The sequence below is a fragment of the Streptomyces sp. NPDC030814 genome (genome assembly GCF_055572155.1).
Map to the genome: position 1 here is coordinate 44,262 of NZ_JBVIDX010000020.1, position 23,905 is coordinate 68,166.

A 23,905-nucleotide genomic window follows, 5' to 3' on the forward strand; every position below is an offset into this window, starting at 1 on the left:
CGAGAGCCACGGGCGGGAGACCCCGGCCGACCCCTCAGAAGTACGTACGGACGTACTCCACGACCGTCCCGTCCGCCTCCACCACCGGGATCAGCTTCCACTTGTCGAACGACGTGCACGGATGGGACAGCCCCAGCCCCACCCAGTCCCCGACCGACAGCCCCGCCCCCGCCTCCGTGCGCAGCCAGGCGTGCTGGTCGGAGAGTCCCGTGACGGCGATGCCGTCGCCCGCGTCCCGCACCTCGCCCGATCCGGCGTCCCGCACCACCTCGACCGTCGGCAGACCGAGGTCGTACGCGGCGTCGCGCTTGCCGGCGTTGGCGAAGGCCTGCTCGGGGGAGGGGCGCGAGACGACCTGGGCCCAGAGCCGGAACGCGGGCTCCAGGGCACCTTCCTCGGGTACCCGGTTGAAGGGGGTCAGACGCCGGTAGTGCCCGGAGTCGTGCGAGAGGTACGCCCCGGACCGCAGCAGCTTCAGCACGGGCGCCGACAGCTCGGGGATCTCGGCGAACACCTCCGCCACCGCGTCGAACCACGCGCTGCCGCCCGCGCTGACGACGATCTCCTCCAGCCCCGCGAACCGCCCGGCCTCGTCGAAGTCGACCGCCAGGGCGACGAGCCGCCGCAGCCAGGCACCCACCCGCCCCGGATCCGCGTCGGGCACCTCGCCCTCGTACCCGGCCACACCCACCAGCCGCAGTGTCTCCACCCCGGCCACAGCGTCCGCCACCGCCGCGCACTCCGCCTCCGTACGGACCCCGGTCCGCGCACCCTCACCCGCGGCGAGCTCCACAACCACGTCCAGCGGGCGCGCGGAACCCCGCAGGGCCGTGTCCATCAGCTCCACTCCGCGCACGGAGTCGACGTAACAAACGAGCCGGAACGACGGATCGGCGGCCAGCTCGGCGGCGATCCAGCGCAGCGCCGCCGGGTCCACCACCTCGTTGGCGAGGAACACGCGCTCGATCCCGAACTCCCGCGCGACCCGCACCTGATGCGGGACGGCCAGCGTGATGCCCCACGCCCCCCGCTCGACCTGCCGCCAGAACAAACGCGGCGCCATCGAGGTCTTCCCGTGCGGCGCGAAGGCCAGCCCGTGCCGCGCGGAGTACGCCTCCATCAGCGCCAGATTGTGCTCCAGCCGCTCGGCCGACAGGGCGAGCACGGGCGTGGTGAACCCGCCGGTGAACAGGTTCCGGCGCTGACCGGCCAGCTCCTCCACCGTCAGCCCGTCGGCGTCCGGCGGAAGGCCCTTGAAACGGTGGTCGACGCGTTCGGCGGCGAGACGAGCGAGCGCTTCGACACCCATGAGAGCCTCCCTGACAAGCTGCGTTGCACAAACTGCAACATCCGTTGCACATATCGCTCAAGGCTGTCTAACATCCCAGCGAGCACCGGTCAACGGTGTCGCCGCCACCCCGAGGAGCCCTCATCGTGCCCGACGGACTCCCTACCCCCGCACTCGACGTCGTGGCGCTCGGCGAGTCCATGGTCACCTTCCTCCCCACCCGCCCGGGCCGCCTGGCCGACGTCCCCTCCTTCGAACGCGCCATCGGCGGAGCCGAGTCCAACGTCCTGTGCGCCCTCGCCGCCATCGGCCACACCACACGCTGGGTGAGCCGCGTGGGAACGGACGGCTTCGGGGACCACCTCCTCGAAACGATCGCCGCGTACGGCGTCGACGTCTCCTCCGTACACCGCGACCCGGACCGCCCCACCGGCGTCTACTTCCGCACAGCGACGGACCGGGCCACCGACGCACACGAGGTGGCGTACTACCGCGCGGGTTCGGCGGCGTCCGCGATGACCCCGGAGAACACGGACCTGACGGCGGCGCGCGCCGGCAGGGTCCTCCAGCTCTCCGGCATCACGGCCGCCCTCTCCGCCCCCTGCCTGGCCCTCCTCCAAGAACTGACGGCCCCCCATCCCGACCGCCCCCTCATCTCGTTCGACGTCAACCACCGCCCCGACCTCTGGCACCACCCCGACGACCCCCGAATCCTCCTGGACCTGGCCCGCCACGCCGACCTCGTCTTCGTCGGCGAGGACGAGGCAGAGAATGCCTGGGGCATCACAGGCGGCCCAGAAGCGATCAGAGCCGCGCTCCCGGAACCGACCACCCTGGTGGTGAAGCAGAGCGCCCACGGCGCCACCCTGTTCGAACGGAACACCCCCGCGACGCGCCGGCGGCCTGCATACGGAGCGGTCCGTCCGCCGGGGGCGGCGCGCCCTACGGCGGGTCGGTCGCGTACGGACGTAGCCCCATGTGCCGCAGAGGCGGCGCAAGCCCCCGCGGCGGGTGGGCCGGCTGTGGACGGAGCGGTCCGTGCGCCGGGTGCGGCGCAAGCCCCTACGGCGGGTGGGCCGCCTGTGGACGGAGCGGTCCGTGCGCCGGGTGCGGCGCAAGCCCCTACGGCGGGTGGGCCGCCTGTGGACGGAGGAGTGCGTGGGCCGGGGGCGGCGCAAGCCCCCGTGGCGGGTGGGCCGCCTGTGGACGGACTGGTCCGTGCGCTGGGTGCGGCGCAAGCCCCTACGGCGGGTGGGCCGCCTGTGGACGGAGTGGTCCGTGCGCGGGGGGCGGCGCAAGCCCCTACGGCGGGTGGGCCGCCTGTGGACGGAGTGGTCCGTGCGCGGGGGGCGGCGCAAGCCCCTACGGCGGGTGGGCCGCCTGCGGACGGAGGAGTGCGTGGGCCGGGGGCGGCGCAAGCCCCCGCGGCGGGGGAGCCGCGTGCGGACGTAAGGGGGTGTGTCGGGGGGTGTCCGCCCGCAGCGGTTGGCGCGTCAACTGGTTCAGCTTCTCGGGAGACCGATTCCGCGCCGTTCCGAGGACGGACACCCCCCGGCGCGCCCCCGACCCACCCCGCACCCGAACGCGCCCCAGCCGCACCCCCACAGCGCGAAAGCCACCCACGAACCACGACGACCACCTTCGTACCGTCCCCTCACGTGGACGTCGTATCCCCCACAGGCGCCGGCGACGCCTTCGCCGCAGGTTTCCTCTCCGCCACCCTCCGCGCCCTGCCCCCCAAGGCCCGCCTCCGTCACGGCCACCTCATGGCCGCCGCCGCTCTCACCGCCCCCGGCGACCTCGGCACCCCACCCACCCGCCACCACGCCGACCGCCTGGCAGCCCTGGACGACGACGCCTGGGGGAGACTGCGACTCGCCCCCGGCTGGACACAGACACCCGACCGGGCCGACGAGGAGGTACGCACCCCATGAGCCAGACCGTCGACCGCGCGCTCAGCATCCTGCCCCTGCTCGCCCAGGGCCCGGCCGACCTCGGCCAGGTCGCCGACCGCCTCGGCGTCCACAAGTCCACCGCCCTGCGCCTCCTGCGCACCCTCCACGAACACGGCCTCGTCTACCGCCAGTCCGACCAGCGCTACCGCCTCGGCGCCCGCCTCTTCGCCCTCGCCCAGGAGGCCGTGGAGAACCTCGACATCCGCGAGATCGCCCACCCCCACCTCGTACGCCTCAACGAACAGTGCGGCCACACCGTCCACCTGGCCGTCTACGAGGAGAACGAGGTCCTCTACATCGACAAGGTCGAGAGCCGCTACCCCGTCCGCATGTACTCCAGGATCGGCAAGCCCGTGGCCATCACGGTCGCCGCCGTCGCCAAGCTGTGCCTCGCGGACCTCCCCGAAGCCGAGCGCCGCGCCCTCGCGGAGAAGCTCGACTACCCCATGTACACGTCCCGTTCCACGCCCAACGCCGCCGCCTTCCTCAAGGAACTGGCGAAGGTCCGCGAACAGGGCTGGGCCACCGACCTGGGCGGCCACGAGGAGTCCATCAACTGCATCGCCGCCCCCGTCCGGGGCGCCGGCGGCCGGGTGGTCGCCGCGATGTCGGTCTCCGCCCCCAACGTCGTCGTCACCGCCGACGAACTCCTCACCCTGCTCCCGCTGGTGCGCCGTACGGCGGACGCGATCAGCGGCGAGTACTCCGGTAGAACCCCCACGTCAGACCGCGTATGACGGACAAGGACCCGCTATGACCGACAAGATCGCCCTCACCCCGAAGACCCACACCGCACCGCCCGCGAAGTTCTCCCACGGCGTCAGGAAGGGCAACCTCCTCCAGGTCGCGGGCCAGGTCGGCTTCCTCCCCGCCGTCGAGGGCGAGCCCCCCACGCCCGCCGGCCCCACCCTGCGCGACCAGACCCTCCAGACCCTCGCCAACGTCCAGGCGGTCCTGGAGGAGGGCGGCGCCACCTGGGACGACGTGATGATGATCCGCGTCTACCTCACGGACGTGGACCATTTCGCCGAGATGAACACGATCTGCAACGCGTACTTCGAAACCCACCTGACCACGGCCCCGCCGGCCCGCACCACGGTCTATGTGGGCCTCCCCGAAGGGCTCCTGATCGAAATCGACGCGCTGGCAGTCCTGGACGTCTGACGAAAGCGGACATATGCCGGGCCCGACTGTTCGCGGCACAGGATCGTCGACCATACTGCCCGCTGTGGAGCAGCGCATTGGTTCGAACAGCCAGCCCCTGGCCGCCGCCGCGGTCGACCCGTCGCACATCCCCGGACTCACGGCACCCGTGTCCGTGACGAAGGAGAAGCAGGAGGAGCCGGAGGACATCAAGCCGACGGAATCCGCCGAGCAGGCGGCCACCGCGGAACCGGACGAGCCTGCCCCGGCCGACGGAACCGCCGTCGCGAGGACACCCGACGCCAAGGCCGATGCCCAGGCCGCTGCCGAGGCCGAGGAAGAGGCGGAGGAAGAAGCAGCCGTCGAGGGCCCCGTCTTCGAGGCCGCCGACCGCCGCGCGAAGATCGTCGCAGACCACAGGGGCGTACGGCTCCGGCTGGACGACCAGGAGTGCGAGTTCCGCTGGGACGAGATCGGCGCGGTCGAGACGGAGTCCCCCCGCTTCGGGAAGCGCTTCACCGTCACGGTCCACACCCCCGACCGCCGCTGGTACCCCATCGAGATCGAGGCGAAGGCCAAGTCCGAGCACGCCGAGTGGGAGACCCGGATCGACGAGGTCCTGGACGCGTACTTCGAGGACGGCGACGACAAGGCGAAGGACCCGGCCGAGCCCGCGAAGGCGGACGACCCGGCCGAGCCCGAGGGCACCGCGAAGCCGGACTCCGACGAGAGCGCCGACCAGTAGGGGCGCGGGGAACTGCGCGACCGGCCACCACGGGCCCGCAGTTCCCCGCTCACCGAACCGCTCTGCGGACCCGCTCACCGAACCGCTCTGCGGACCCGCTCACCGAACCGCTCTGCGGACCGGAACCGCCGTCAGCGGCCTGGCAGTGCTGCTAGCAGTACTGCGCCTGCTTGCCGATGGACCGGTACATGCAGTCCGAGTTCTCCAGCAGTTGCAACACGGCGTCCCGGTTGCGCGCCGTCTCCCGGGCGATGACCTCGTCGGGCGGGTAGAAGCCACCCCCGCCGGCTGACGACGGGTACATCTCGAACGTGTAGCCGAAGATCTTCTGGTTGCCCCACAGCCAGTCGTCGATCGACCCGTCCGTGATGTACAGGTCACTGGACTGCTCGGGCGTGTACCCGTTGCTCGCGGCCATCTTCCCGCCGACCGCCGCGAACGCGTTGCGGTCGTCGGCCGTCATCCCGGTCGTCGTGTCCGCGGTCGTGTACCCGAAGGGCCACAGCACCAGCTCGCTGTACGTGTGGAAGTCGATGGCGGTCTTGATCTGCTGCGCCCCGCCGACGACCCGGCTGCGGACGAAGTTCGCGACGACCTTCACCTCGGGCGCGGACTCGGCGGACGGACCGCGGTACGTCTCCGAGGACGTCGACCCGGACGAGCCGCCGCAGCAGCCCCAGCGGTAGTTCCAGTTGCGGTTCATGTCCGTGCCGACGTACGACGAACCGCTGTTGGGCTGGCGGTTCTTGCGCCACGAGCGGTACGAGCCGCTGGCGATGTCGTACTCGCCGCCGTCCGGGTTGAGGTCCGGGACGATCCAGATCTCGCGGTTGTTCACCATGTTGGTGACGCGGGAGTCGGTGCCGTAGTCGGAGGTCAGCTCGTTCAGCAGGTAGAGCGCCATCTCGACGGTGAGGTGCTCACGGGCGTGCTGGTGGTGGGTGAACAGCACCTCGGGCTCGGCCTCGTCGGTCCCGACGTTGTCGCTGATCTTGATGGCGACGATGTTCCGGCCCTGGTAGGAGGTGCCGATGACCCGCTGGCTCGCGATGGAACTGTTCGCCGCGACCACGGAGTTGATCTCGTTCGTCATCTCCGCGTAGTTGTGGTAGCGGGAGTCGGCGGACGGGAAGTCGAAGAGCCGTAGGTCGTCCTCGCCGTTCGACCGGTCCGGTACGGCGCCGAGCGGGGTGATCTCGTAGCCCTGCCGCTTGAGCTTCGTGATCTGGTCCGCGCGGCCGGAGACGAAGACCGAGTGGTCGTCGGCGCCGTCCACCGACACGCCCGACTTCTGGAGCGCCGTGCGGGACGCGGTGTCCGAGCGCATGTGGACCTCGTACTGGCGGATGTCGTCCGCCGAGGCCTTCGGGCGCTCGGCACTGGTCGCCGTCGCGTCCGTGGTGCTCGCGGCGACCGGCGCCGCGAGCGCCATCGCCAGCAGGCCGACCAGAGCGGCGGTGCGGCGGCCCGATCTTCTGCCCGTGCCGCCGGGCAGCGCTGATCTGCCGCGAATGCGGAGTCGCATGAAGTCTCCTACTTTCTCCAGGAATTCCGGGGTCTCCGGAGTGGGGAGTGGAGCGGGGGGTGGAGCCTGGCGCGACGTGCCTCCGGCCCGCCGATGACCGTGGGGGTGATCGTCGGGCCCTGGTGCGGGTGTGGCGCTCATGGTGCGTCTCTGGCATGACCAGGTCAAGAGTGGCCGGTGTCCGCACGGGGTCCGCGTGGCCGGAAGGGGGCGCAAAATGGCCGGGTTTGGGGCGCCACGGGCCAGGTGGAGGCATGGGGTGCGAGTGCCGGTGTCACGGCGAAACCGGCCCCGCGCCCATGAAAGTCGCGCAGTGTACGCGCGCGGCCCCTCAACTCGACCGCTACCGCGCAAGAGTGCACCCGCAGGTGTGAACTTCGGGTGTGATGCCGTGCGAAGGCGTCGACATTGGGAAGCCGCGCAGAAGGAGCCCCACACTCCGGCAACCCCCCTCAACTCACTCAGAGGACTGGCTGATCATGGGCGGATCAGCGCCACGCCGGGAACGGAACACGCCGCGCACGCCGGAATCACCGGGCACGCTCGACCCGACGAGCGCGCCGGAAGCCACGCGCGGGCCGAAGGCACCGCGCACCCTTTCGATGCCGCCGGGTGCGTCCGGCGTGCCGGGCACGGCGGGCAAGCGGAACGGCCCGAGTGCACGCAGCGCGCCGAGCATGCGCAGTGCCCCGGACTCACGGAACGCGTCGCGCACACGGAGTACGCCGGGCTCATCAGGCACGCCCGGCTCATCAGGAATGCCCGGCTCATCACGTACGCCGGGCTCATCAGGAACGCCGGGCTCACCGCGTACGCCGGGCGCGTCGCGTACGGCGGCTGTTCCGAGCACGCCGATCACACCCCGCAGCCAGACCGCCTCGCCCGAGCCGCCCCCGCCGGGCACGCCGGGCACGCCGGGCACGTCACCTCCCCCCGCCGCACTGCGAGCACCGAGCACGCCCAGGGCACCCAGCACACCAAGCGCGCCACCACCCACGTCCCTTGTCGGTTCCCCTGCCCCTGCCCCTGCCCCTGCCCCTGCCCCTGCCCCTGCCCCTCCTCCCCCTGCCTCCCCTCCGCTCCCTGCCCTCGCCCCCCTCCCCGTAGAGACGACCTCCTTCGTCGATCGCCATCACGAACTCGCCGAGGGCCGACGTCTGCTGACCCGCAGTCGGCTCGTCACGCTCACCGGTCCCGGCGGTGTCGGGAAGACGCGGCTGGCGTGGCGGATCGCCGCTCGGGCGGAGCGGGCCTTCCCGGACGGCGTGCGCGTCGTCCACCTCTCCGGCCTGCACGACCCCGCCCTCGTGCCCGCAGCGGCTGCGGAGGCGCTCGGTCTGCCTGATCCGCCCCCGGCGCGCGCTCCCCTCGACACGATCGTCCAGCACGTACGCGACCGCCGTCTCCTCGTGGTCCTCGACAACTGCGAACACCTGCTGCCCGCCTGCGCCGACCTGGTCGCCGCCCTGCTGTGCGCAACGACCGGCGTCCGGATCCTCGCCACGAGCCGTCACCGCCTGGCGCTCACCGAGGAACACCTCCTGGAGGTACGCCCCCTCCCGGTGCCCGACCCCGACGGCGACCTCTCCGACCCCGCTGCCCACCCGGCGCTCGCCCTGTTCGCCGACCGCGCCGCCGCCGTGGTCCCGGGTTTCACGCTCTCCCCGGCGAACCGCGCCTCCGTGGCCCGCCTCTGTCGCCGTCTCGACGGCCTCCCGCTCGCCATCGAACTCGCAGCCGTCCGGCTGCGCGTCCTGGGCGTCGACCAACTCCTGGAACGCCTCGACGACCGCTACCGCCTCCTTGCCACCGCCGGTCTCGCCACCCCGCCCCGCCACCGGACCCTTCGCGCGGCCGTCGACTGGAGCCACGACCTCTGCACCCCCGAGGAACGGTCCGTCTGGGCCCGTGCCTCCGTCCTGACCGGCAGCTTCGACCTGGAGACCGCGGAACACGTGTGCGCGAACACCGCGACGGACACCCGCACCGATGGCGCAGACGCAGACACCGGCGGCGCGGAACCCGGTACCGGCGGCGCGGAACCCGGTACCGGCGGCGCGGAACCCGGTACCGGCGGCGCGGACACAGACGCCGGCACCGGCACCCACGGCGCCCCTTCCTCCCCCCGCACCCCGTACGACGTCCTGGAAGCCGTCGCCGGGCTCGTCGACAAGTCCGTGCTGACCCGTGAGGAGCACTGGAGCGGCACCGTCCGCTACCGGCTCCTCGACAGCCTCCGGCACTACGGCCTCGACCTGCTGCGCCGCACCCCGGGCGCGGAGGCCGACGCCAGGCGCCGCCACCGCGACTGGACACAGCGCCGGGTGGCGGCGTACGAGCGGGCCTGGTTCGGGCCGGGCCAGCGGGAGATCGCCGCGCGGCTCCGCGCCGACCAGGACAATGTGCGCACCGCGCTGGAGTTCAGCCTCACCACCCCCGGCGAGGCCCTGGCGGGGCTGCGGCTCGCGGGCAGCCTGTGGTTCCACTGGTACGCCTGCGGGGCACCGAACGAGGGCCTGCACTGGCTGGAACGCGCCCTGGACGTCAACCCCGAGCCCACCCTCGAACGCGCCCGCGCCCTGTGGGTCGCCGCCCTCCTCCTGACCGCCGGGGGCGCGGACATCCCCCGAAGCCGCCGACTGGCCGCCGAGTCACGTGAACTCGCCCTCACCCTCGCCCGAACGGCCCCGGCCGCCCCGGTGGAGAACGAGACCGACTCGGCGGCCCGGACCCCTCACACCCCAGCCGAGACCGCCCGCGCCGAGGCCGCCCACGCCGAGGCCGCCCGCGCCGAGGCCGTCCTCGGGCTGACCCTGCTGGCCGGTGAGGACCCCGCCGGCGCCGTCGCCCACTACGACTCCGTTCTGGCAGCCGCCCCGGGCGCCGGCCACCTGCCCGCCCTCGCCGCGCTCGACCAGGTCCAACTCGCCCATGCTCTTGTCCTCCTGGGTCAGACCGACCGTGCCGTGGCCCTCTGCGAGCAGACCTTGCGCCGCTGCGAACGGCACGGCGAGGACTGGGTGAGGTCGTCCGCGCTCCGGGCCCTGGCGTTCGCGTACGCCGAACGGAAGCAGTGGCACCGGGCCGAGGCGCACGCGGGTGAGGCACTGCGCCGCGGGCTCGCCCTGCATGACGTGGTCGGTATCACCCTCACCCTCGACCTGCTGATCGGCATCACCACCGCCCTCGGCACCCGTGAACGTGCCGCCGTCCTCCTCGGCGGCAGCGACCGCCTCCGGGCCGGCAACCTTTCGCCGGGCCCGGCGGGTTCGACCCACCGGGACGGCGACCGCACCCGCCGTCGGGACAGCGAGACCCACCTCCGCAGATCGCTCGGCCGGGGCCCCTTCGAGAGGGCGTACCGGCGCGGTGGCGCCCTGGGCCTCGACGAACTGGTGATGTACGCACTCCAGCAGGAACCCCGGCCGGCCGTGCCCGAGACACCGGTGCCGCTCACCGCCCGCGAGACCGAGGTCGCCCTGCTCGTCGCCGAGGGGCTGGCCAACCAGCAGATCGCGGACCGTCTGGTCATCGCCCGCCGCACCGCAGAAGGCCATGTCGAGCGCATCCTCGGCAAGCTCGGTTTCCACAACCGCAGCCAGATCGCCGCCTGGGCCACCACCCAGGCCTTCGCCGCGGAGCGGCCCTGAACGTTACCCATGTATGGGTTCATACATGCCGATCAGTCTTGTAGTGCGTCAATTGCGGACGTTCTGGGGCGTGAAACAGGTATATGCACACGGGGAAACGGGTAATCCTCCCCGTGTGCCACGCGCCCGGTGGGGCAACCCTGGAAGCATGCTGCAACTCTCCGGGGGACTCCTTCCGGATTCCGGCCCCCACTTCGCTTCGTACTTCCAACCGTCCATGGGCGCGGGTCATCTGAGCGTCGAGTACGACCCCCGTCCGACCGCCGCCGCCGAGGCCCGTGCGGAGGTCCGCAGGCAGTTGGAGGGATGGGGACTGCACGACCAGACCGACACCGCGGAGCTGCTGGTGAGCGAACTCGTCACCAACGCCCTGGTGCACGCGCAGAGCCGTCTGAAGCTGACGCTGACCGCGGCGCACGGCGTACTGCGCTGCGAGGTGTCGGACACCGACGGGCGTCTGCCCCGGGTTCGCCGGGTCACGGAGATATCGGAGAGCGGCAGAGGGATGTTCCTGGTGGATGCGCTCGCCGGGCGCTGGGGCTGCCACCAGGACGGGCCGGGCAAGACCGTGTGGTTCGAGCTCGGCACGTGCGGGTCCGCCGGCTGTGGTCGGCGACAGCCGGGGTAGCCCGCGGAGTTCCGGCAGCGGCCTCGTCGGCCGCACCGGAACAACAGCCCGGGCCCCGACGGTTCACTCAGCCGCCGGGGCCCGTCCCGTGTCACGACTCCCGCCCCCGCCATCGAAACCCCAGGAGCACCCCCGTTTTCCTTCACCGCACGCCCTCTTGTGCCCTCCCCGGCTTTACGCTTTCTTGATCCGCATGGCGGACACCACGGACAACACAGCTACCGGGGACACGACTTCGGCCCCGCGCAAGTCCAGTTGGAAGTACATCGGCCCCGGCATCGTCGTCGCCGCGACCGGCGTCGGCGCCGGCGACCTGGTGGCGACCCTGATCGCCGGCAGCAACTTCGGCTACACCCTGCTGTGGGCGGCCGTCATCGGCTGCCTCGTCAAGATCTCCCTCGCCGAGGCCGCGGGCCGCTGGCACCTGTCCACCGGCCGCACCCTCTTCGACGGCTGGGCGAGCCTCGGCCGCTGGACGACGTGGTTCTTCGTCGTCTACGTCGTGGTGTGGGGCTTCACATACGGCGCGGCCGCCATGTCGTCCAGCGCACTGCCGCTGCAGGCGCTGTTCCCGGACGTCATGGACCTCGAATGGTGGGCCATCCTCTGCGGCCTGTCCGGCCTGGTCTTCGTCTGGTTCAACAAGTACGCGGTCTTCGAGAAGGTCATGACGGTTCTCGTCGGCGTCATGTTCCTGGTCACGGTCTATCTGGCGATCCGGGTCACCCCGAACCTCCCCGACGCCCTCGCGGGCCTCCTCCCCGTCCTGCCCGACGAGAAGGACTCGATCCTCAACACGCTCGGCCTGATCGGCGGCGTGGGCGGCACCATCACGCTGGCCGCGTACGGCTACTGGGTCAACGCCAAGGGCTGGACCAACGCCGGCTGGATGAAGATCATGCGCCTCGACAACCGGGTCGCGTACGCCACGACCGGCATCTTCGTCATCGCGATGCTCTTCGTCGGCGCGGAACTGCTGCACTCCGCGAACATCGCCATCGCGAGCGGCGACAAGGGCCTCATCCAGCTCGGCGACATCCTGGAGGACGAGTACGGCCCGGCCACCGCCAAGTTCTTCCTGATCGGCTTCTTCGCCACCTCGTACACCTCCCTCATCGGCGTCTGGCACGGCGTGAGTCTGATGTTCGCGGACTTCGTGGCCCGCTACCGGACGAAGGGGACGGTGAAGGGCCAGGAAGTCGCCTCCGGCGAGCGCGAACGGTCGTGGCCGTTCCGCGCGTACCTGCTGTGGCTGACCTTCCCGCCCATCGTCCTGCTCTTCCAGGGCCAGCCGTTCCGTCTGATCATCCTCTACGGCGTCCTCGGCGCGGCCTTCCTGCCCTTCCTCGCCGCCACCCTCCTCTGGCTCCTCAACTCCTCCCGCACACCACGGGAATGGCGCAACGGGATGGTCAGCAACGCCATGCTGGTGATCGTGGGCCTGCTCTTCCTGGTCCTGTGCGTGAAGCAGATCTGGGACCAGAACTGGGCGGACTTCTTCTGACCCCGGTGGGGCGGGACCGGCTGCCGATCAGCCGAGCCCGGCCCACTCGTCGCTGGTGGCGACGGCCTTCAGCTGGGCCATGGTGAGGGCGGGGGTGTCACGGGTCGCGGCGGTGTGCTGGGCGCCGGAGTTGAAGGCGCTCACCACGACCCGGGTGCCGTCGGGCCGGAGCGTGTCCACGGTCCACCTCACGACCCCCTCGCCCCCCTTCTCGCCGGGCTCCTGTCGCGTGACGACCTTCGTCCCGTCGGGCAGGGTCTCGGCGTCGGGCCCGAACAGCGAGGTCGGCCCGCCCGGCTGCACATTGACCTGCACCAGGCTCCGCCCCTCCCCGTCGTCGAGGACGACGTACGCGTACTCGGTCTGCCCAGTGCCGTCCAGGACGACTCTGAGGCCCTTGGGCACGAGCCGCACCAGCGTCGCCCGAATCGCGTCACCGCCGATGCCCGGCGGCTCCTCCGACCCGGAGGTGGCGTCCGGGCCCGGCGACTCCTCCGCCGCGTCCCGGGGCATGGCCTCGACGGCCTTGATCCAGTACGGGTGCGTCGCGATCTCCGCGAGCTCGGACCACACCAGGGGCGGTGCCTTCCGGCTGACCGGAGCGCCCTTCTCGGCGGGCGCGTTCCACTCCGAGACGGTCACGTAGTAGCCCTGCGGGGTGACCACATTGGCGTACCAGTGCTTCGTGTCCTCGCGCCGGTCCGCGTACTCGTACCCCTGGTGGACCATGAGCGTCGAGCCGTCCTCCAGTTTGCTGGACCGGCAGGCGTCGTACTCCCTCTGGTTTGTGTCGGGGCACTGCGTCGCGTGCAGGGCCTCGTCGCTCTGCGGATCGATCCGCGAGAGCCCGACCTGCACGGCCGCCGCGCCCTTGCCGTCGTCGTACACGACCCGCGCGTACGGTCCGTCCTTCGCGTCCGTGCCCCGGCCCTGCTCGTCGCTGAACTTCCCCTCGGGCATCAGCCGCTTGAGCGTACGGACGAGATCGGCGCCGGTGACCTTGCCGTCGTCGTCCTTCGGCGCGTCCGAGGCGGCCACGGACCACTTGCCGTCGTGGCCGCCCCCCGGCAGCAGCAGCGCACCGCCCACCCCGACGAGCGCGATCCCCGCCATCCCGCCGAGCACGGCCGCCCGGCGCCGGAACAGCAGCCGTCGGCCGCGTACGGCACCGCCGCCGACGAGGGCGTGCCCATCGGCGACGAAGGAGTCCCCGGCACGGCGGAGGGCGTCACCGATCCGGTCCTCGAAGGGGTCGTCGTGCTGCTGACGCTGGTCTACGGGCATGGCGAACCGCCGTTTCTGTGGCTGGAGTAGGGCAGTCTCCGGGGCCGGAGTGGGGTGTGTGTGGTGGACCTGGGAGCGGGCCGGGGCCTCAGGGAGTGACGTACTCACCGATGCCGTCCCCGAGGAGGACCCGCAGCCGGGCGAGCGCGCGTACGCACCGGGTCCGTACGGCAGCCGAACTGGCGTTCATCGCCGCGGCGGTCTCCTCGATGGACCGGTCCTCCCAGTACCGCAGGACGACCACGGCACGGTCCTTGGCGGGCAGTTGGGCGAGCGCCTCGACGAGGGTGAGCCGCAGGGACGAGTCGGACCCGGGCGCGGCGGGCACGTCCGGAATCACATCCGTGGCCCGCTCCTTGCTGCTGCGCCGCCGCTGATGGGCCAGGAAGACCCTGGTGAGAACGGTCTGCGCGTATCCGGCGGGGTTGTCGGCGCGCCGTACCCGCCCCCACTTCACGTACAGCCGCCCGAGGGTCTCCTGCACGAGGTCCTCGGCGAGATGGGTGTCCCCGCCGGTGAGCAGACACGCGGACCGGTACAGATGCCCCGCACGCGCCGCCGCGAACTCCTGGTACTCGTCCGCGCGGACTGGTCTCATCTCTGGCTTCTTCCTGCCGGCTTCGTCGGCCTGTCACTCCTTTGATGCGGTGACCCCCGGGGAATGTTTCACCGGAGGCAGAGGGATACGGTGCGGTACGAGTCGCACCGACGGGGCAGAAGGACGAACACCCATGGACCAGCCTGAGCAGGGCCACCAGCCGGCGCAGCAGCAGCCGGAGCCGGAGCCGCAGCGGCCGCCGCAGGCACAGCCGTGGGCACCGCCGGGAGGTCAGCCGGGGGAGCAGACGACTCCGGCGACCGGCCCGGCTCCGGAAACCCACTCGGAGCCCCCGGCGAGCCAACTCCCCACGCCGACGCCGGGCTTCGGCCCACCGCCCCCGCCGCCGAGCGCACCGCCGGGCCCGGTCCCGCAGCCGTACGGGACGCCGGGCACGGCCCCGCAACCGTATGCGCAGCCTCCGCAACCGTATGCGCAGCCTCCGCAGCCGTACGCGCACCCGCCCCACCCCTACGCGCAGCCTCCGCAGCCTTACGCCCAACCACCCCAGCCGTACCCGCCGCAGCCCTATGCGTCGCAGGCGCCCCCCTACGCGCAGCCGCAGCACCCGCACGCCCAGCCGCCGCCGCACGCATACGCACCGCCTGCCGCAGGGGCGGCGCCGGCGGTCCACGACGGCACGGGCCCGGAGTTCCTGGCAGTCGACCGCCACAACTCCATCGTCATCGACGCGTCAGGCGTGGCCTTCGAGGACCACGGAGTCTCCGTCGACTTCCCCTGGTCCGAGATCCGCAGCGTCCACTACAAGGCGAGCCCCAACGGCAAGGCCCTCATGGTCGCGGTGATCCACCTGGACGGCGGCTTCTTCGAGTGCACGGTCGAGGCCAAACCCCGAACCCGCCTCCACGAGTGGTTCCCCCACCTGGCCCACGTGCTGGGCCACTATCGGCCGATGGGATGAATAAGACCCTCGGAGCAGGTGATCGGTCACGCCGGTCGTATAACGCCAACCCGAACCGCCCGACCCCATGCTGCCGCTGCCTCCTCCCCGCAGGCGCGCAACTCGGTGTCCGCCCCCGCGGGTGACCCGGCTCAGCCCGCGGCCGGTCACAGCACAGCACAGCCTGGTCCCGGCCCGGCGCCGGGGGTGAGTGCTGTGGTCGTGAGCGATGTGTCAGGCTGCGACAGACAGTGGGCGTCCGCCCCAGCGGATGCCCTTCGCGCTGCGGATGCGGGGCGAGGGAGTCGAGCTGTGCGTCGAGGCTGTCGGGCGGTCGAGTCACGGGCGTGGCCGAGGCGGACGTGCCCGACCAACTCGGCGCCCGGCGCTCACCGGCCGGGGCAGCTCGGTCCACACCGACCCCGGCTTGCGCACGGCCGGGGTCGGCACGTTGAGCGCCTTGGCGAGTTGGGGCACGATACGGAAGCGGGCCGTCTGGTACTGGATCGCCACCCTGCCTTTGCCGGTCCGGCACGGGAAGCCCGCGGGGACGGCGCAGGTGGACATCGGGCAGTCGTGCGCTTCCACCCGCTTGAAGTCGTCACTCACCGACCCAAGACTGTTGTACGAGGGCGTTTCAATTCCCAGCCACCTGTGATGCGTGGGCGCTGCGCCCGGCCGCGGTCGGCGTCGGGTCACCACTGGGTGATGAGCGGCGTGTCCGGTCCATGCTGCTGCCAGGCTTCGGTGAGGCGGACGAGGCGGGCGGGAGCGGCGATGCCGCGCACGGTTGCGATCTTGCCGCCTGTGATGTCGAACGTCACGGCGCCGACGACCTGGTCGCCGGGCACGAAGAGGATGGCGGGGGCGCCGTTGACGAGCGCGTAGTGGAGGGCGGGCGTGCCGCCGGCAAGTCGCCGTTTCGCGGGTGTGGGTTTGAAGCCGGCCCGTGCGACGGCGGCGATGCGCTGCGGAGTGTCGAACTGCAGCAGCTTCTCCGTCCGGCCGGCGCCGTCGGAGATCGCGGTCGCGTCGTCGGTGAGCAGCGCCACCAGCCGGTCGGTGCGGCCCGAGGAGGCAGCAGCGAGGAATTCCTCGACGATCCTGCGGGCGGATGCCGGGTCGACTTCGCCGCCGCGGCGGGCGGCGGCGATGCGGCGCCGGGCCCGGTGGAGGTGCTGCTGGCTCGCGGACTCGGTGATGTCGAGGATCTCGGCGATCTCGGCGTGGCTGTCGGAGAACGCTTCACGCAGGACGTACACGGCCCGCTCGACGGGCGACAGGCGCTCCATGAGCGTCAGCACGGCCAGGGAGACCGATTCGCGCTGCTCGAAAGTGGCGGCCGGGCCGAGCATCGGGTCGCCGTTGAGGAGGGGGTCGGGCAGCCAGGCGCCGGCGGTGCGTTCGCGGCGAGCTTGTGCCGAGCGAAGCCGGTCGAGGCACAGGTTGGTGACGACCTTGGTCAGCCATGCTTCAGGCACCTTGATCCGCTGCCGGTCCGCGGCCTGCCAGTGCAGGAACGCATCCTGCACGGCGTCCTCGGCGTCGGTGGCGGAGCCCAGCAGCCGGTAGGCCAGTGAGGCCAGCCGGTTCCGGCTGGCCTCGAACCGGCTGGTGTCGAAGCGATCAGTTGCGGTGCTGTCCACGTGGATCACCCTAGGCGGCTGCGCGACCGCTCTTCTCGGCGGACGCATCCGGCGCGGCGGCCAGGCGGCGCTTGCGCTTGGGCAGGCCGAAGGTCGGGTGCGAGGTGCCCCACAGCGACCCCTTTTCGATGGCCGCCTTGATCCGCGCGGCCTTCCGCCCGCCCATGTACTTCGGCTTTGCCTGCCCTTCGTCGTCGACCGACTGCCAGAGTCCGTCCCGCCGCCCGAGGCTGATGGCGTTGTGCTGGTAGACCAGCTTGACGTTCGCGATCTTGCGGCCGGTCAGGCGTCCCACGATCGCCTCGATGGCCTGTCGGCCGGTGTAGCCGGCCGAGCCGCAGGACATGGGCAGCGGACGGCCGTTGTCGCCGAGGGCATGGACACTGTCGCCGATGGCGTAGACGTTCGGGTGCGAGACCGACCGCATGGTGCGGTCGACGACGATCCGGCCGTTCCCGGTGACCTCCAGCCCGCCGGCGGCGGCGATGGGATCGACCGCGAACCCGGCCGTCCACACGGTTGCGTCGGATGCCAGGGCGGTGCCGTCGGCGCACAGCACCCGTGTCGCTTCGACGGCTTCGACGCTGGTGTGCTCCAGGACGGTGATGCCCAGCCGGTCGCACGCCTGGCGCAGATGGTTGCGAGCTCCGGCGGAGAGCCGGTTGCCCAGCTCGCCGCGGGCGATCAGCGCCACCGACAGGCCGTGCCGGGCTTCGGCGATCTCGGTGGCGGTCTCGATGCCGGTCAGCCCGTCGCCGACGACCACCACACTCCCGCCTCCGCCCCGCCCGTCCAGGCCGTCCAGGCGCTCGCGCAGACGAAGCGCCGAGGGCCTGGTGGCGATGTCGAAGGCGTGCTCGGCCACGCCGGGGACGGCGTGGTCGTCACCGTGGCTGCCAAGCGCGTACACAAGCGTGTCGTAGCCGAGGTCGCCGCCACCGTCGGTGTCGGCCAGGGCAACGACCCGGCGCTCGGGATCGACAGCGGTCACCCGGGCCACGCGCAGGCGGATCCCCGTGCCCGCGAAGACATCGGCAAGCAGCGGAGCCTCGATGTCCCGGCCTGCCGCCAGCTGGTTCAGCCGCAGCCGCTGGACGAAGTCCGGCACGGCGTTGACCACGGTGATCTCGGTGTCCGCCGAGGACAGCCGGCGGGCCAGGTTCCCGGCCACGTAGGCCCCGGCATAGCCGGCGCCGAGCACGACGATGCGGTGCTTCATGTGATGCTCCTGTCGGTTCGCTTGATCCCGTGACTTGAGCGGAACAGCGCCCCGATTGCTGACAGGAACTGCATGTGGCATGGGTCACAGAGCGGCAGGAGCGTCGCTCAACGATGCTCGCGACGCCGAGGCGGCGCAGATGCAGGCCCGAGCTGCCCCGCCCACGACGTGGGTGAGTTCCAGGATCGTGTCCGCCTGGTGGTCGGCGAAGCCGCAGAGGAGCCGGGTCAGGGGCGGAGGCTCGAGGTGCCACGCGGAGGTTCGGGTGGTTCGGGCAGCTGACGCGGGTGACCACCGAGAGGGGTGGGACGTGGCTCCTGCGGGGTGGTCAGCTCCGCGTAGTCGGCGATCCTGGACCGGCGTACGCCGTCCGGCGCGTCACCGACTGCCCCATGATCAGGCATGCGTGCGATCATCGCATCGGTGTGTTGTGGGCTGCAACGCCGTTGCCTTTGCCCTTGTGCAGCAGCCGTCTTCGCCCCGGCCGCGAGGAAAGGCCGCGGTCGGGGCCGCGGCCCACGCAGCAGTTCGGGAGACCAGGGGGAAGCATGTCGTTCGGGCCGTCGCCCGCTGAGTCCGGGCCGCCGCCTGCGGGATCCGGGGCCGCCGTACCTGGCCCGCCGATCCCGCCTGGCCCGCCGATCCCGCCTGGCCCGCCTGCCGCCCCCGCCGCGTCTGCCGCACCCGCCGCCTGGGTCGCGCCGACGGAAGTCGAGACGGCGCTGCTCGACGCCAAGCAACGCGGCGACTGGGGCGCCTACTTCGACACGCTCGCCCGCAATCACCTTTACTACGAGATCGAGCGGGCGGGAGCGGACGCCACGCCCAGCCGCACCTACGCCGTCTTCGGCCACGATCCGCGGGTTGCCGGCGGGCGGGCCTGGGCGGTGTACACCGAGGGGATGCTGCCCGCCCCGGAGGAACACCGGGTGTTCGACCGGGCCGCACTCGGCTTCTTCGCGCGTGTGTGGCAGCCGACCGACCCGTCCACGATCGTCGTCAACCCCGGCAGCCCGTGCGAGGCGTTCCTGCCCACGGCGCCGCCGCACTCCTCGGCGTGGGCGCAGTTCTCCGAACGGCTGGGCCCGCCGAGGCTCGGCTCCACGCTGCGCGCGCTCCGCGTGGGCGGCCCCCTGTACGGATCCGTCGCCCACGGTCTGGCCTGCGGTGCCCTGCTGTGCGTCAACAACGGCTCCCTCTGGAACGCCATGGCGTGGCACGGCACCGGCTACACCGGGGAACGCACCCGGCTGCGGGAATGGTGGGGCATCACCACCCGTGAGGACTGGCAGGGCCGGCTGAACGACCTGCTGGACTGCCGTGCCTCCAGCCCGGTCTGGGGTTTCGCGCTCGCGCTGCGCCAAGGCATCGCGCGGGACTTCGGTGGGCTCGTCGACGTCGGCTACTGGCGGCAGGCCGCGGAGAAGGTGCTGCGAGCCAAGGCAGGCGGATCGGTGACCCTGGGCCCCGACGGGGTCACCAGAAACGACCCGCTGCCCGAATCGGAGACCGAGGCGCACGTCGAGGGGGTCCGACGGCTCATCGGGCGCATCACCCGGTACGAGGCCCGGATGCGCGCCGACGGGATCCTCGACGAGAACCGGTACGTCACCTCCGTCGAGGCCTGGGACCTGGGCCGTGCCTCGAAGATGGCCCGCTGGGGCCTCGGCGCCAGGTTCGGGACGCTGAAGGAGGCGGAGGCGGCGGTCGTTCAGGCAGGGCGCAGGGCGGCTCTCGAGTACCGGTCGTGGCAGGACTTCTCCGCCGGTTACATCCTCGGACGCTGTCTGCACTTCGACGACGAGGAGTTCGGCGACTGGTACGCGGACATGGTCGCCGCCCACCGCATCCTGATGTCCGAGCCCGGCAGCCCCTGGCTCAACATCCCCTTCCGGTGAGCACCGACGGCTGCTGATCGCAGGGCTCGCCGACCGGCGCCGGCCGAGGGGGCCCGCCGCGCCGCCGACGCGGGCAGGCCCCCTCGTGGTCCCACGGCTACGAGCCCGGCCGCTCCCGCCACCTGTCGACGACGGCCCGCTCCAGCACGGCCGACTCGTCCATGACCGTCCCCTTCTTGCCCATCGGCCCGTCGGCCGTCAGATAGCTCCGCCGGCCGATGTACTCCAGGCTGTCCCGATCGAAGATCCACTCGGTGGCCCAGTCCGCTCGCGCGTCCACCCGGCGGATGCCGACGCCGTGCCGCCCGGCCGGGTCCACCGCGTTCTCGATCCGGGTCACCCCGGGGATCTTCGCGGCGGCCTCGTACAGCGCGGCCGCGGTCTCCGGCGGCATGATCGCGCCGAGCAGCTCACCGATCTTGTCGAAGACGGCCTGGTCCTTCTCCTGCCCCTCGAAGGTCCTGGTCAGGCGGGAGAGCCGGTCGAGGAGTCGGTCGGGGTCGGTCGGCAGCGAGGCCAGCCACTTGTACGTGGGACGGTCGATGCCCGCGGGCACCCCGGGCGACCCCGGCGGCAGCAGCTCCCGGACCGGGTAGTAGTGGCCGTTCTGGTAGGTCAGGCCCAACCGCTTCACCGGGCCCGGCTCCTGAGGCACCCAGTTCTCCACCTCGGACAGCTTCCCCGGCACGAACACGCTGTCCTCCCCCTTGGCCTCGGCACCGGCCGACAGGCTCCTGCTGTACACGAACTGGTCGTCGCGTACGGGCGTGACCTCCGACTTCGCGGCCACCTCGGCGATGCGGTCGAGCAGGACGACCGCGGTCTCCCCGTCGGACGTCTCCACTCCGAGGCCGGAGTCCATGGTCGTGACCAGACCGACGGTCAGCGCCCCGGCCAGCGCCAGCGCGGCGGCGGGCACCCAGAGCGCCCGGCGCGGCATACGCGGGCGCGGCCTGCGGGTGGTGCCGTCCGCGCGGCCGACGGCGGCGGCCGAGGGGGTGTCGGTCGTGGTCGATGGGGTGAAGGGGGCGTCGGCCCGGTCCTCGTCGATCAGTCGCATCAGACGTTCCTTGTGGTGGGAGAGGGGACCAGGGGGGACGTCCCGCTCGGGCGGGGGCGGCAGCAGCCGGGCCAGCTCCTCGTTCATCGGGACCCCTCCTGAATCTCCTTGAGTCGAAGGGCCGCGAACGCGGCCTCACCCTCTACCTCTCCGCGGCGCCGCCCCGGTTCCTCACCTTTTGCGGTGGATTTCTCGCGCTGTTCGCCCAGCCGCTCGTCCGTCAGCCGCCGCAGCCGATCCCTCGCCCGCGACAGCCGTGACCGGACGGTCCCCACGGGAACCCCCAGCGCCTCGGCCGCCTGCGCGTAGTCGAGCCCCGACCACACGCACAGCGCCAGCACCTCCCGCTCGCCGCGCCGGAGCCGCCCGTACACCTCCCGTACGGCGGCGAGCCGGCGCGCGTCGTCCACGCGTCCGGCGGTCTCGTCGGCGAAGTCGGCCACCGGTCCGGGGGCCGGGCGACGGGCCAGGAAGGCCAGCCGGCGGCCGAGACCCCGGTTGGCGTTGCGGGCCTTGTTGGTCGCCATGCCGAGCAGCCACGGCTTGAGCGAACCGCCGTCCGGGTCCAGTTGCTCCCTGGTGCGCCACGCGTCGAGGAAGGTGTCCGCCATCACCTCCTCGGCCGTCGACCAGTCGCCGGTGAGCCGGTAGGCGTGGTTGTAGACGGCGCGCGCGTACGCGTCGTAGACCTCGGAGAACGCCGCCCGGTCACCGGCCCGTATCCGTGCCCGCACGGGGGCGTCGGCCTCACTCATCTCGTATGCACCTCTTCCACCTCACACCCTTGCCTCTCCGCGGGGTGAGGCGGGTTCCGGTGACGTGCGCCACAGAGGTGGAGGGGAATCGGCGACAGGTCCGCCGGCGGGAAGCGGCGACACGTCCGCCGACGGCACCCGAAGGCACCGCCGGCGGACCGGTCACGCGTCGGCTTCGACGGCGGCCACGGACGACATCGAAGCCGCCTTCGACCCTCTACGGCAGCCCGTGCACGTGCGGCCCCACCGTGTTGGACCACGCGTTGCCCGCCGTCGCGTCCCAGTTCGTCGACCAGGTCATCGCGCCGCGCAGGTCGGGGTAGGTCCGCGGTGGCTTGAAGGAGCCGCAGTTCGTCCCCCGGGCGAGGCAGTCCAGCGCGTTGTTGACGACGCCCGGCGAGACGTACCCGCTGCCCGCGCCCCGCGTCGAGGCGGGCAGGCCGAGACCCACCTGGGACGGGGCGAGGCCGCCCTCCAGCTGAATGCAGGCCAGCGCCGTCAGGAAGTCCACCGAGCCCTGGCTGTAGACCTTGCCGTCGCAGCCCAGCATGGAACCGCTGTTGTAGTACTGCATGTTGACGACAGTGAGGATGTCCTTCACGTTCAGGGCCGTCCGGAAGTACGCGTTGGACGTCGACTGCATGTCGATGGTCTGCGGGGCCATGGTGAGGACCATCGAGGGGCCCGCCTTCGCCGACAGGGCCCGCAGCGCCTGCGTCATGTACGTGGCGTTGAGGCCGTTCTCCAGGTCGATGTCGACGCCGTCGAAGCCGTACGTCTGCATCAGGGCGTACACGGAGTTCGCGAAGTTCGTCGCGGAGGCCGCGTCGTTCACGGCCACCGTGCCGCGCTCACCGCCGACCGAGACGATGACCTTCTTGCCCGCCGCCTGCTTGGCCCTGATGTCCGCCTTGAACTGGTCGACGGTGTACCCGCCGAGGCCCGCCGAGTCGAGGTTGAAGGTCACCGCGCCCGGGGTCGCGGTGGCGTCGGCGAAGGCGACGGCGATGATGTCGTACTGCGACGGGACGTCGGACAGCTTCTGGACCGTCGCCCCGTTGTTGAAGTTCTGCCAGTAGCCGGTCACCGCGTGCCGCGGCAGCCCCGTGCCGGGACCGCCGGGTGTCGCCGTGGTCGTCCCCGTCACCGTCGCCGACCTGGCCGACTCGCCCGCCGCGTTCACCGCCGTGACCTGGAAGGTGTACGCGGTGGAGGCGGCGAGGCCCGTCACCGTGGCGGAGGTGCCGCTGACGGCCTGGATCTTCGTGCCGCTCCGGTAGACGTTGTAGCCCGTCGCGCCCGACACCGCGTTCCACGCCAGCGACACCGACGAGGACGTCGTGCCCGAGACGGCGAGGCCCGTCGGGGCGGACGGGACGGTGGGCGGCTGGTCGCCGCCACCGCCGCCGTCGGGGCCGAACACCGACACGTCGTCAGCGAAGTACGCGGCCTGCCCGTACCAGCCGTGCGTGTACACCGTCACCGAGGTCGTCGAGGAGCCCGTCCTGAAGGTGGTCGACAGCTGCTTCCAGTCCGTCGAGTCCGGGGTCCATGTCGACACGTCGGTCGTGCCGGTGCCGGTCGCGCCCAGATACGCGTACCCGCCCCGCACCCAGGCGCTCAGCGTGTACGTCGAGTCGGGCCTCACCGCCACGGTCTGTGCGCAGCGGGCGTTGTCCTGCCCGGCCGGGGTGGCCCGCAGCGCGGCCGTCCCGCCGTGCACGGGGGAGGAGGCGGTCGTGCCGCTGCCCGCCGAGCACGTCCAGTTCGCGAGGCCCGACTCGAAGCCGGCGTTCCTGGCGTTGTTGACGTCGGCGGCGGACGCCGGGGCGGCCCCGGCGAGGGTGAGGCCGGCGGCGGCCAGTACGGCCGTGACGGCTCCCGCCGCCCATCTGCGTATGCGTGGGGGTATGCCTGAGACGCGGTCCACGGGGTGCCTCCGGTGGGGAGTGGGATGAGGACGGTGGCCACCGCTGGACGTACAAGTTGGTCCAGACCAATCGGGTTGTCAATACTCCGTTCCGGGAACCCCTCACCCGAACGGGCGCCCCAACCGCCGTAGCCGCCCGTCGAGTTGGGGCATATGCGTCTCACTCTGTGTGGATA

Annotated in this window: 19 protein-coding genes and 3 pseudogenes; 11 read left to right on the forward strand and 11 right to left on the reverse strand. The window is 71.9% G+C overall.

Translation table 11 applies throughout. The features are described from left to right. Positions 1–34: 34 nt before the first annotated feature. Positions 35–1,309 (reverse strand): amino acid deaminase, encoded by a 1,275-nt coding sequence (locus tag ACZ43N_RS31760; protein WP_468102501.1) that lies wholly within the window; start codon positions 1,307–1,309, stop codon positions 35–37. A 179-nt stretch (positions 1,310–1,488) separates the two neighbouring features. Here ACZ43N_RS31760 and ACZ43N_RS31765 point away from each other — a divergent pair. The 6 genes and pseudogenes from ACZ43N_RS31765 to ACZ43N_RS31790 all read left to right on the forward strand — a co-directional run. Further along, positions 1,489–2,196, forward strand: a pseudogene (locus tag ACZ43N_RS31765) (sugar kinase); the annotation flags it as partial. A gap of 130 nt (positions 2,197–2,326) precedes the next feature. Continuing rightward, positions 2,327–2,740 carry a hypothetical protein gene (locus ACZ43N_RS31770; RefSeq protein WP_468102580.1) on the forward strand — a complete coding sequence of 138 codons (414 nt, stop codon included), beginning with the start codon at positions 2,327–2,329 and terminating at the stop codon, positions 2,738–2,740. Positions 2,741–2,922: 182 nt separating this feature from the next. After that, positions 2,923–3,222 (forward strand): annotated as a pseudogene (locus ACZ43N_RS31775) (PfkB family carbohydrate kinase); the annotation flags it as partial. Beyond that, the gene (locus ACZ43N_RS31780; RefSeq protein ID WP_468102502.1) at positions 3,219–3,980 is read left to right on the forward strand and encodes an IclR family transcriptional regulator; all 762 of its coding nucleotides are present in this window, start codon (positions 3,219–3,221) and stop codon (positions 3,978–3,980) included. The pseudogene ACZ43N_RS31775 and the gene ACZ43N_RS31780, both read left to right, overlap by 4 nt. A gap of 16 nt (positions 3,981–3,996) precedes the next feature. Further along, entirely contained in the window at positions 3,997–4,407 is a 411-nt protein-coding gene (locus ACZ43N_RS31785) for a RidA family protein (RefSeq protein ID WP_468102503.1), read from the forward strand. A gap of 64 nt (positions 4,408–4,471) precedes the next feature. Continuing rightward, positions 4,472–5,131 (forward strand): hypothetical protein, encoded by a 660-nt coding sequence (locus ACZ43N_RS31790; RefSeq protein ID WP_468102504.1) that lies wholly within the window; start codon positions 4,472–4,474, stop codon positions 5,129–5,131. 151 nt (positions 5,132–5,282) lie between these two features. Here ACZ43N_RS31790 and ACZ43N_RS31795 read toward each other — a convergent pair whose 3' ends face one another. Both ACZ43N_RS31795 and ACZ43N_RS31800 read right to left on the reverse strand, forming a co-directional pair. Further along, positions 5,283–6,656, reverse strand: a complete 1,374-nt coding sequence (locus ACZ43N_RS31795; RefSeq protein WP_468102505.1) for a M14 family metallopeptidase — start codon at positions 6,654–6,656, stop codon at positions 5,283–5,285. Positions 6,657–7,113: 457 nt separating this feature from the next. After that, positions 7,114–7,578, reverse strand: coding sequence for a hypothetical protein (locus ACZ43N_RS31800; protein ID WP_468102581.1), 465 nt, complete (start codon positions 7,576–7,578; stop codon positions 7,114–7,116). Positions 7,579–7,756: 178 nt separating this feature from the next. Here ACZ43N_RS31800 and ACZ43N_RS31805 point away from each other — a divergent pair. The 3 genes and pseudogenes from ACZ43N_RS31805 to ACZ43N_RS31815 form a co-directional block, all read left to right on the forward strand. Continuing rightward, positions 7,757–10,306 (forward strand): annotated as a pseudogene (locus ACZ43N_RS31805) (ATP-binding protein); the annotation flags it as partial. A gap of 217 nt (positions 10,307–10,523) precedes the next feature. Then, complete coding sequence (locus tag ACZ43N_RS31810) at positions 10,524–10,934, forward strand: ATP-binding protein (protein WP_468102575.1); 411 nt, start codon at positions 10,524–10,526, stop codon at positions 10,932–10,934. Between the two features lie 193 nt (positions 10,935–11,127). Next, a complete protein-coding gene (locus tag ACZ43N_RS31815) occupies positions 11,128–12,438 on the forward strand; it encodes an Nramp family divalent metal transporter (RefSeq protein ID WP_468102506.1) in 1,311 nt (436 codons plus the stop codon). A 27-nt stretch (positions 12,439–12,465) separates the two neighbouring features. Here ACZ43N_RS31815 and ACZ43N_RS31820 read toward each other — a convergent pair whose 3' ends face one another. Together ACZ43N_RS31820 and ACZ43N_RS31825 are read right to left on the reverse strand one after the other, a co-directional pair. Further along, positions 12,466–13,722, reverse strand: a complete 1,257-nt coding sequence (locus ACZ43N_RS31820) for a hypothetical protein (RefSeq protein ID WP_468102507.1) — start codon at positions 13,720–13,722, stop codon at positions 12,466–12,468. 88 nt (positions 13,723–13,810) lie between these two features. After that, positions 13,811–14,320, reverse strand: coding sequence for a SigE family RNA polymerase sigma factor (locus ACZ43N_RS31825; RefSeq protein ID WP_468102508.1), 510 nt, complete (start codon positions 14,318–14,320; stop codon positions 13,811–13,813). 133 nt (positions 14,321–14,453) lie between these two features. Here ACZ43N_RS31825 and ACZ43N_RS31830 point away from each other — a divergent pair, with 133 nt between their 5' ends. Continuing rightward, on the forward strand, positions 14,454–15,242 hold the full coding sequence (locus ACZ43N_RS31830; RefSeq protein ID WP_468102509.1) for a hypothetical protein: 789 nt from the start codon (positions 14,454–14,456) through the stop codon (positions 15,240–15,242). A 318-nt stretch (positions 15,243–15,560) separates the two neighbouring features. Here ACZ43N_RS31830 and ACZ43N_RS31835 read toward each other — a convergent pair whose 3' ends face one another. The 3 genes from ACZ43N_RS31835 to ACZ43N_RS31845 all read right to left on the reverse strand — a co-directional run bounded on the left by ACZ43N_RS31835 (position 15,561) and on the right by ACZ43N_RS31845 (position 18,086). After that, the gene (locus ACZ43N_RS31835) at positions 15,561–15,830 is read right to left on the reverse strand and encodes a zinc finger domain-containing protein (protein ID WP_468102510.1); all 270 of its coding nucleotides are present in this window, start codon (positions 15,828–15,830) and stop codon (positions 15,561–15,563) included. An 86-nt stretch (positions 15,831–15,916) separates the two neighbouring features. Beyond that, a complete protein-coding gene (locus ACZ43N_RS31840) occupies positions 15,917–16,867 on the reverse strand; it encodes a sigma-70 family RNA polymerase sigma factor (RefSeq protein WP_468102511.1) in 951 nt (316 codons plus the stop codon). Positions 16,868–16,877: 10 nt separating this feature from the next. After that, positions 16,878–18,086, reverse strand: a complete 1,209-nt coding sequence (locus ACZ43N_RS31845; RefSeq protein ID WP_468102512.1) for an NAD(P)/FAD-dependent oxidoreductase — start codon at positions 18,084–18,086, stop codon at positions 16,878–16,880. A gap of 548 nt (positions 18,087–18,634) precedes the next feature. On the opposite strand from ACZ43N_RS31845, the gene ACZ43N_RS31850 reads away from it, so the two are divergent. Next, positions 18,635–19,984 (forward strand): DUF1266 domain-containing protein, encoded by a 1,350-nt coding sequence (locus ACZ43N_RS31850; RefSeq protein ID WP_468102513.1) that lies wholly within the window; start codon positions 18,635–18,637, stop codon positions 19,982–19,984. A 97-nt stretch (positions 19,985–20,081) separates the two neighbouring features. On the opposite strand, the gene ACZ43N_RS31855 is transcribed toward ACZ43N_RS31850, so the two are convergent. From ACZ43N_RS31855 to ACZ43N_RS31865, 3 genes are all read right to left on the reverse strand, one after another. Further along, positions 20,082–21,131, reverse strand: coding sequence for a CU044_5270 family protein (locus ACZ43N_RS31855; RefSeq protein WP_468102514.1), 1,050 nt, complete (start codon positions 21,129–21,131; stop codon positions 20,082–20,084). Continuing rightward, complete coding sequence (locus tag ACZ43N_RS31860; RefSeq protein WP_468102515.1) at positions 21,128–21,799, reverse strand: RNA polymerase sigma factor; 672 nt, start codon at positions 21,797–21,799, stop codon at positions 21,128–21,130. The genes ACZ43N_RS31855 and ACZ43N_RS31860 overlap by 4 nt, the downstream gene beginning before the upstream one ends. A 217-nt stretch (positions 21,800–22,016) precedes the next feature. Next, complete coding sequence (locus ACZ43N_RS31865; protein ID WP_468102516.1) at positions 22,017–23,729, reverse strand: chitinase; 1,713 nt, start codon at positions 23,727–23,729, stop codon at positions 22,017–22,019. Positions 23,730–23,905: the final 176 nt, after the last annotated feature.

Excerpts from the sequence above, each read along its gene's own strand:
- ACZ43N_RS31760 (WP_468102501.1), bottom strand. The coding sequence starts at position 1,309 with ATGGGTGTCGAAGCGCTCGCTCGTCTCGCCGCCGAACGCGTCGACCAC.
- ACZ43N_RS31780 (WP_468102502.1), top strand. The coding sequence starts at position 3,219 with ATGAGCCAGACCGTCGACCGCGCGCTCAGCATCCTGCCCCTGCTCGCC.
- ACZ43N_RS31785 (WP_468102503.1), top strand. The coding sequence starts at position 3,997 with ATGACCGACAAGATCGCCCTCACCCCGAAGACCCACACCGCACCGCCC.
- ACZ43N_RS31795 (WP_468102505.1), bottom strand. The coding sequence starts at position 6,656 with ATGCGACTCCGCATTCGCGGCAGATCAGCGCTGCCCGGCGGCACGGGC.
- ACZ43N_RS31810 (WP_468102575.1), top strand. The coding sequence starts at position 10,524 with ATGGGCGCGGGTCATCTGAGCGTCGAGTACGACCCCCGTCCGACCGCC.
- ACZ43N_RS31815 (WP_468102506.1), top strand. The coding sequence starts at position 11,128 with ATGGCGGACACCACGGACAACACAGCTACCGGGGACACGACTTCGGCC.
- ACZ43N_RS31820 (WP_468102507.1), bottom strand. The coding sequence starts at position 13,722 with ATGCCCGTAGACCAGCGTCAGCAGCACGACGACCCCTTCGAGGACCGG.
- ACZ43N_RS31825 (WP_468102508.1), bottom strand. The coding sequence starts at position 14,320 with ATGAGACCAGTCCGCGCGGACGAGTACCAGGAGTTCGCGGCGGCGCGT.
- ACZ43N_RS31830 (WP_468102509.1), top strand. The coding sequence starts at position 14,454 with ATGGACCAGCCTGAGCAGGGCCACCAGCCGGCGCAGCAGCAGCCGGAG.
- ACZ43N_RS31845 (WP_468102512.1), bottom strand. The coding sequence starts at position 18,086 with ATGAAGCACCGCATCGTCGTGCTCGGCGCCGGCTATGCCGGGGCCTAC.
- ACZ43N_RS31850 (WP_468102513.1), top strand. The coding sequence starts at position 18,635 with ATGTCGTTCGGGCCGTCGCCCGCTGAGTCCGGGCCGCCGCCTGCGGGA.
- ACZ43N_RS31855 (WP_468102514.1), bottom strand. The coding sequence starts at position 21,131 with ATGAACGAGGAGCTGGCCCGGCTGCTGCCGCCCCCGCCCGAGCGGGAC.
- ACZ43N_RS31860 (WP_468102515.1), bottom strand. The coding sequence starts at position 21,799 with ATGAGTGAGGCCGACGCCCCCGTGCGGGCACGGATACGGGCCGGTGAC.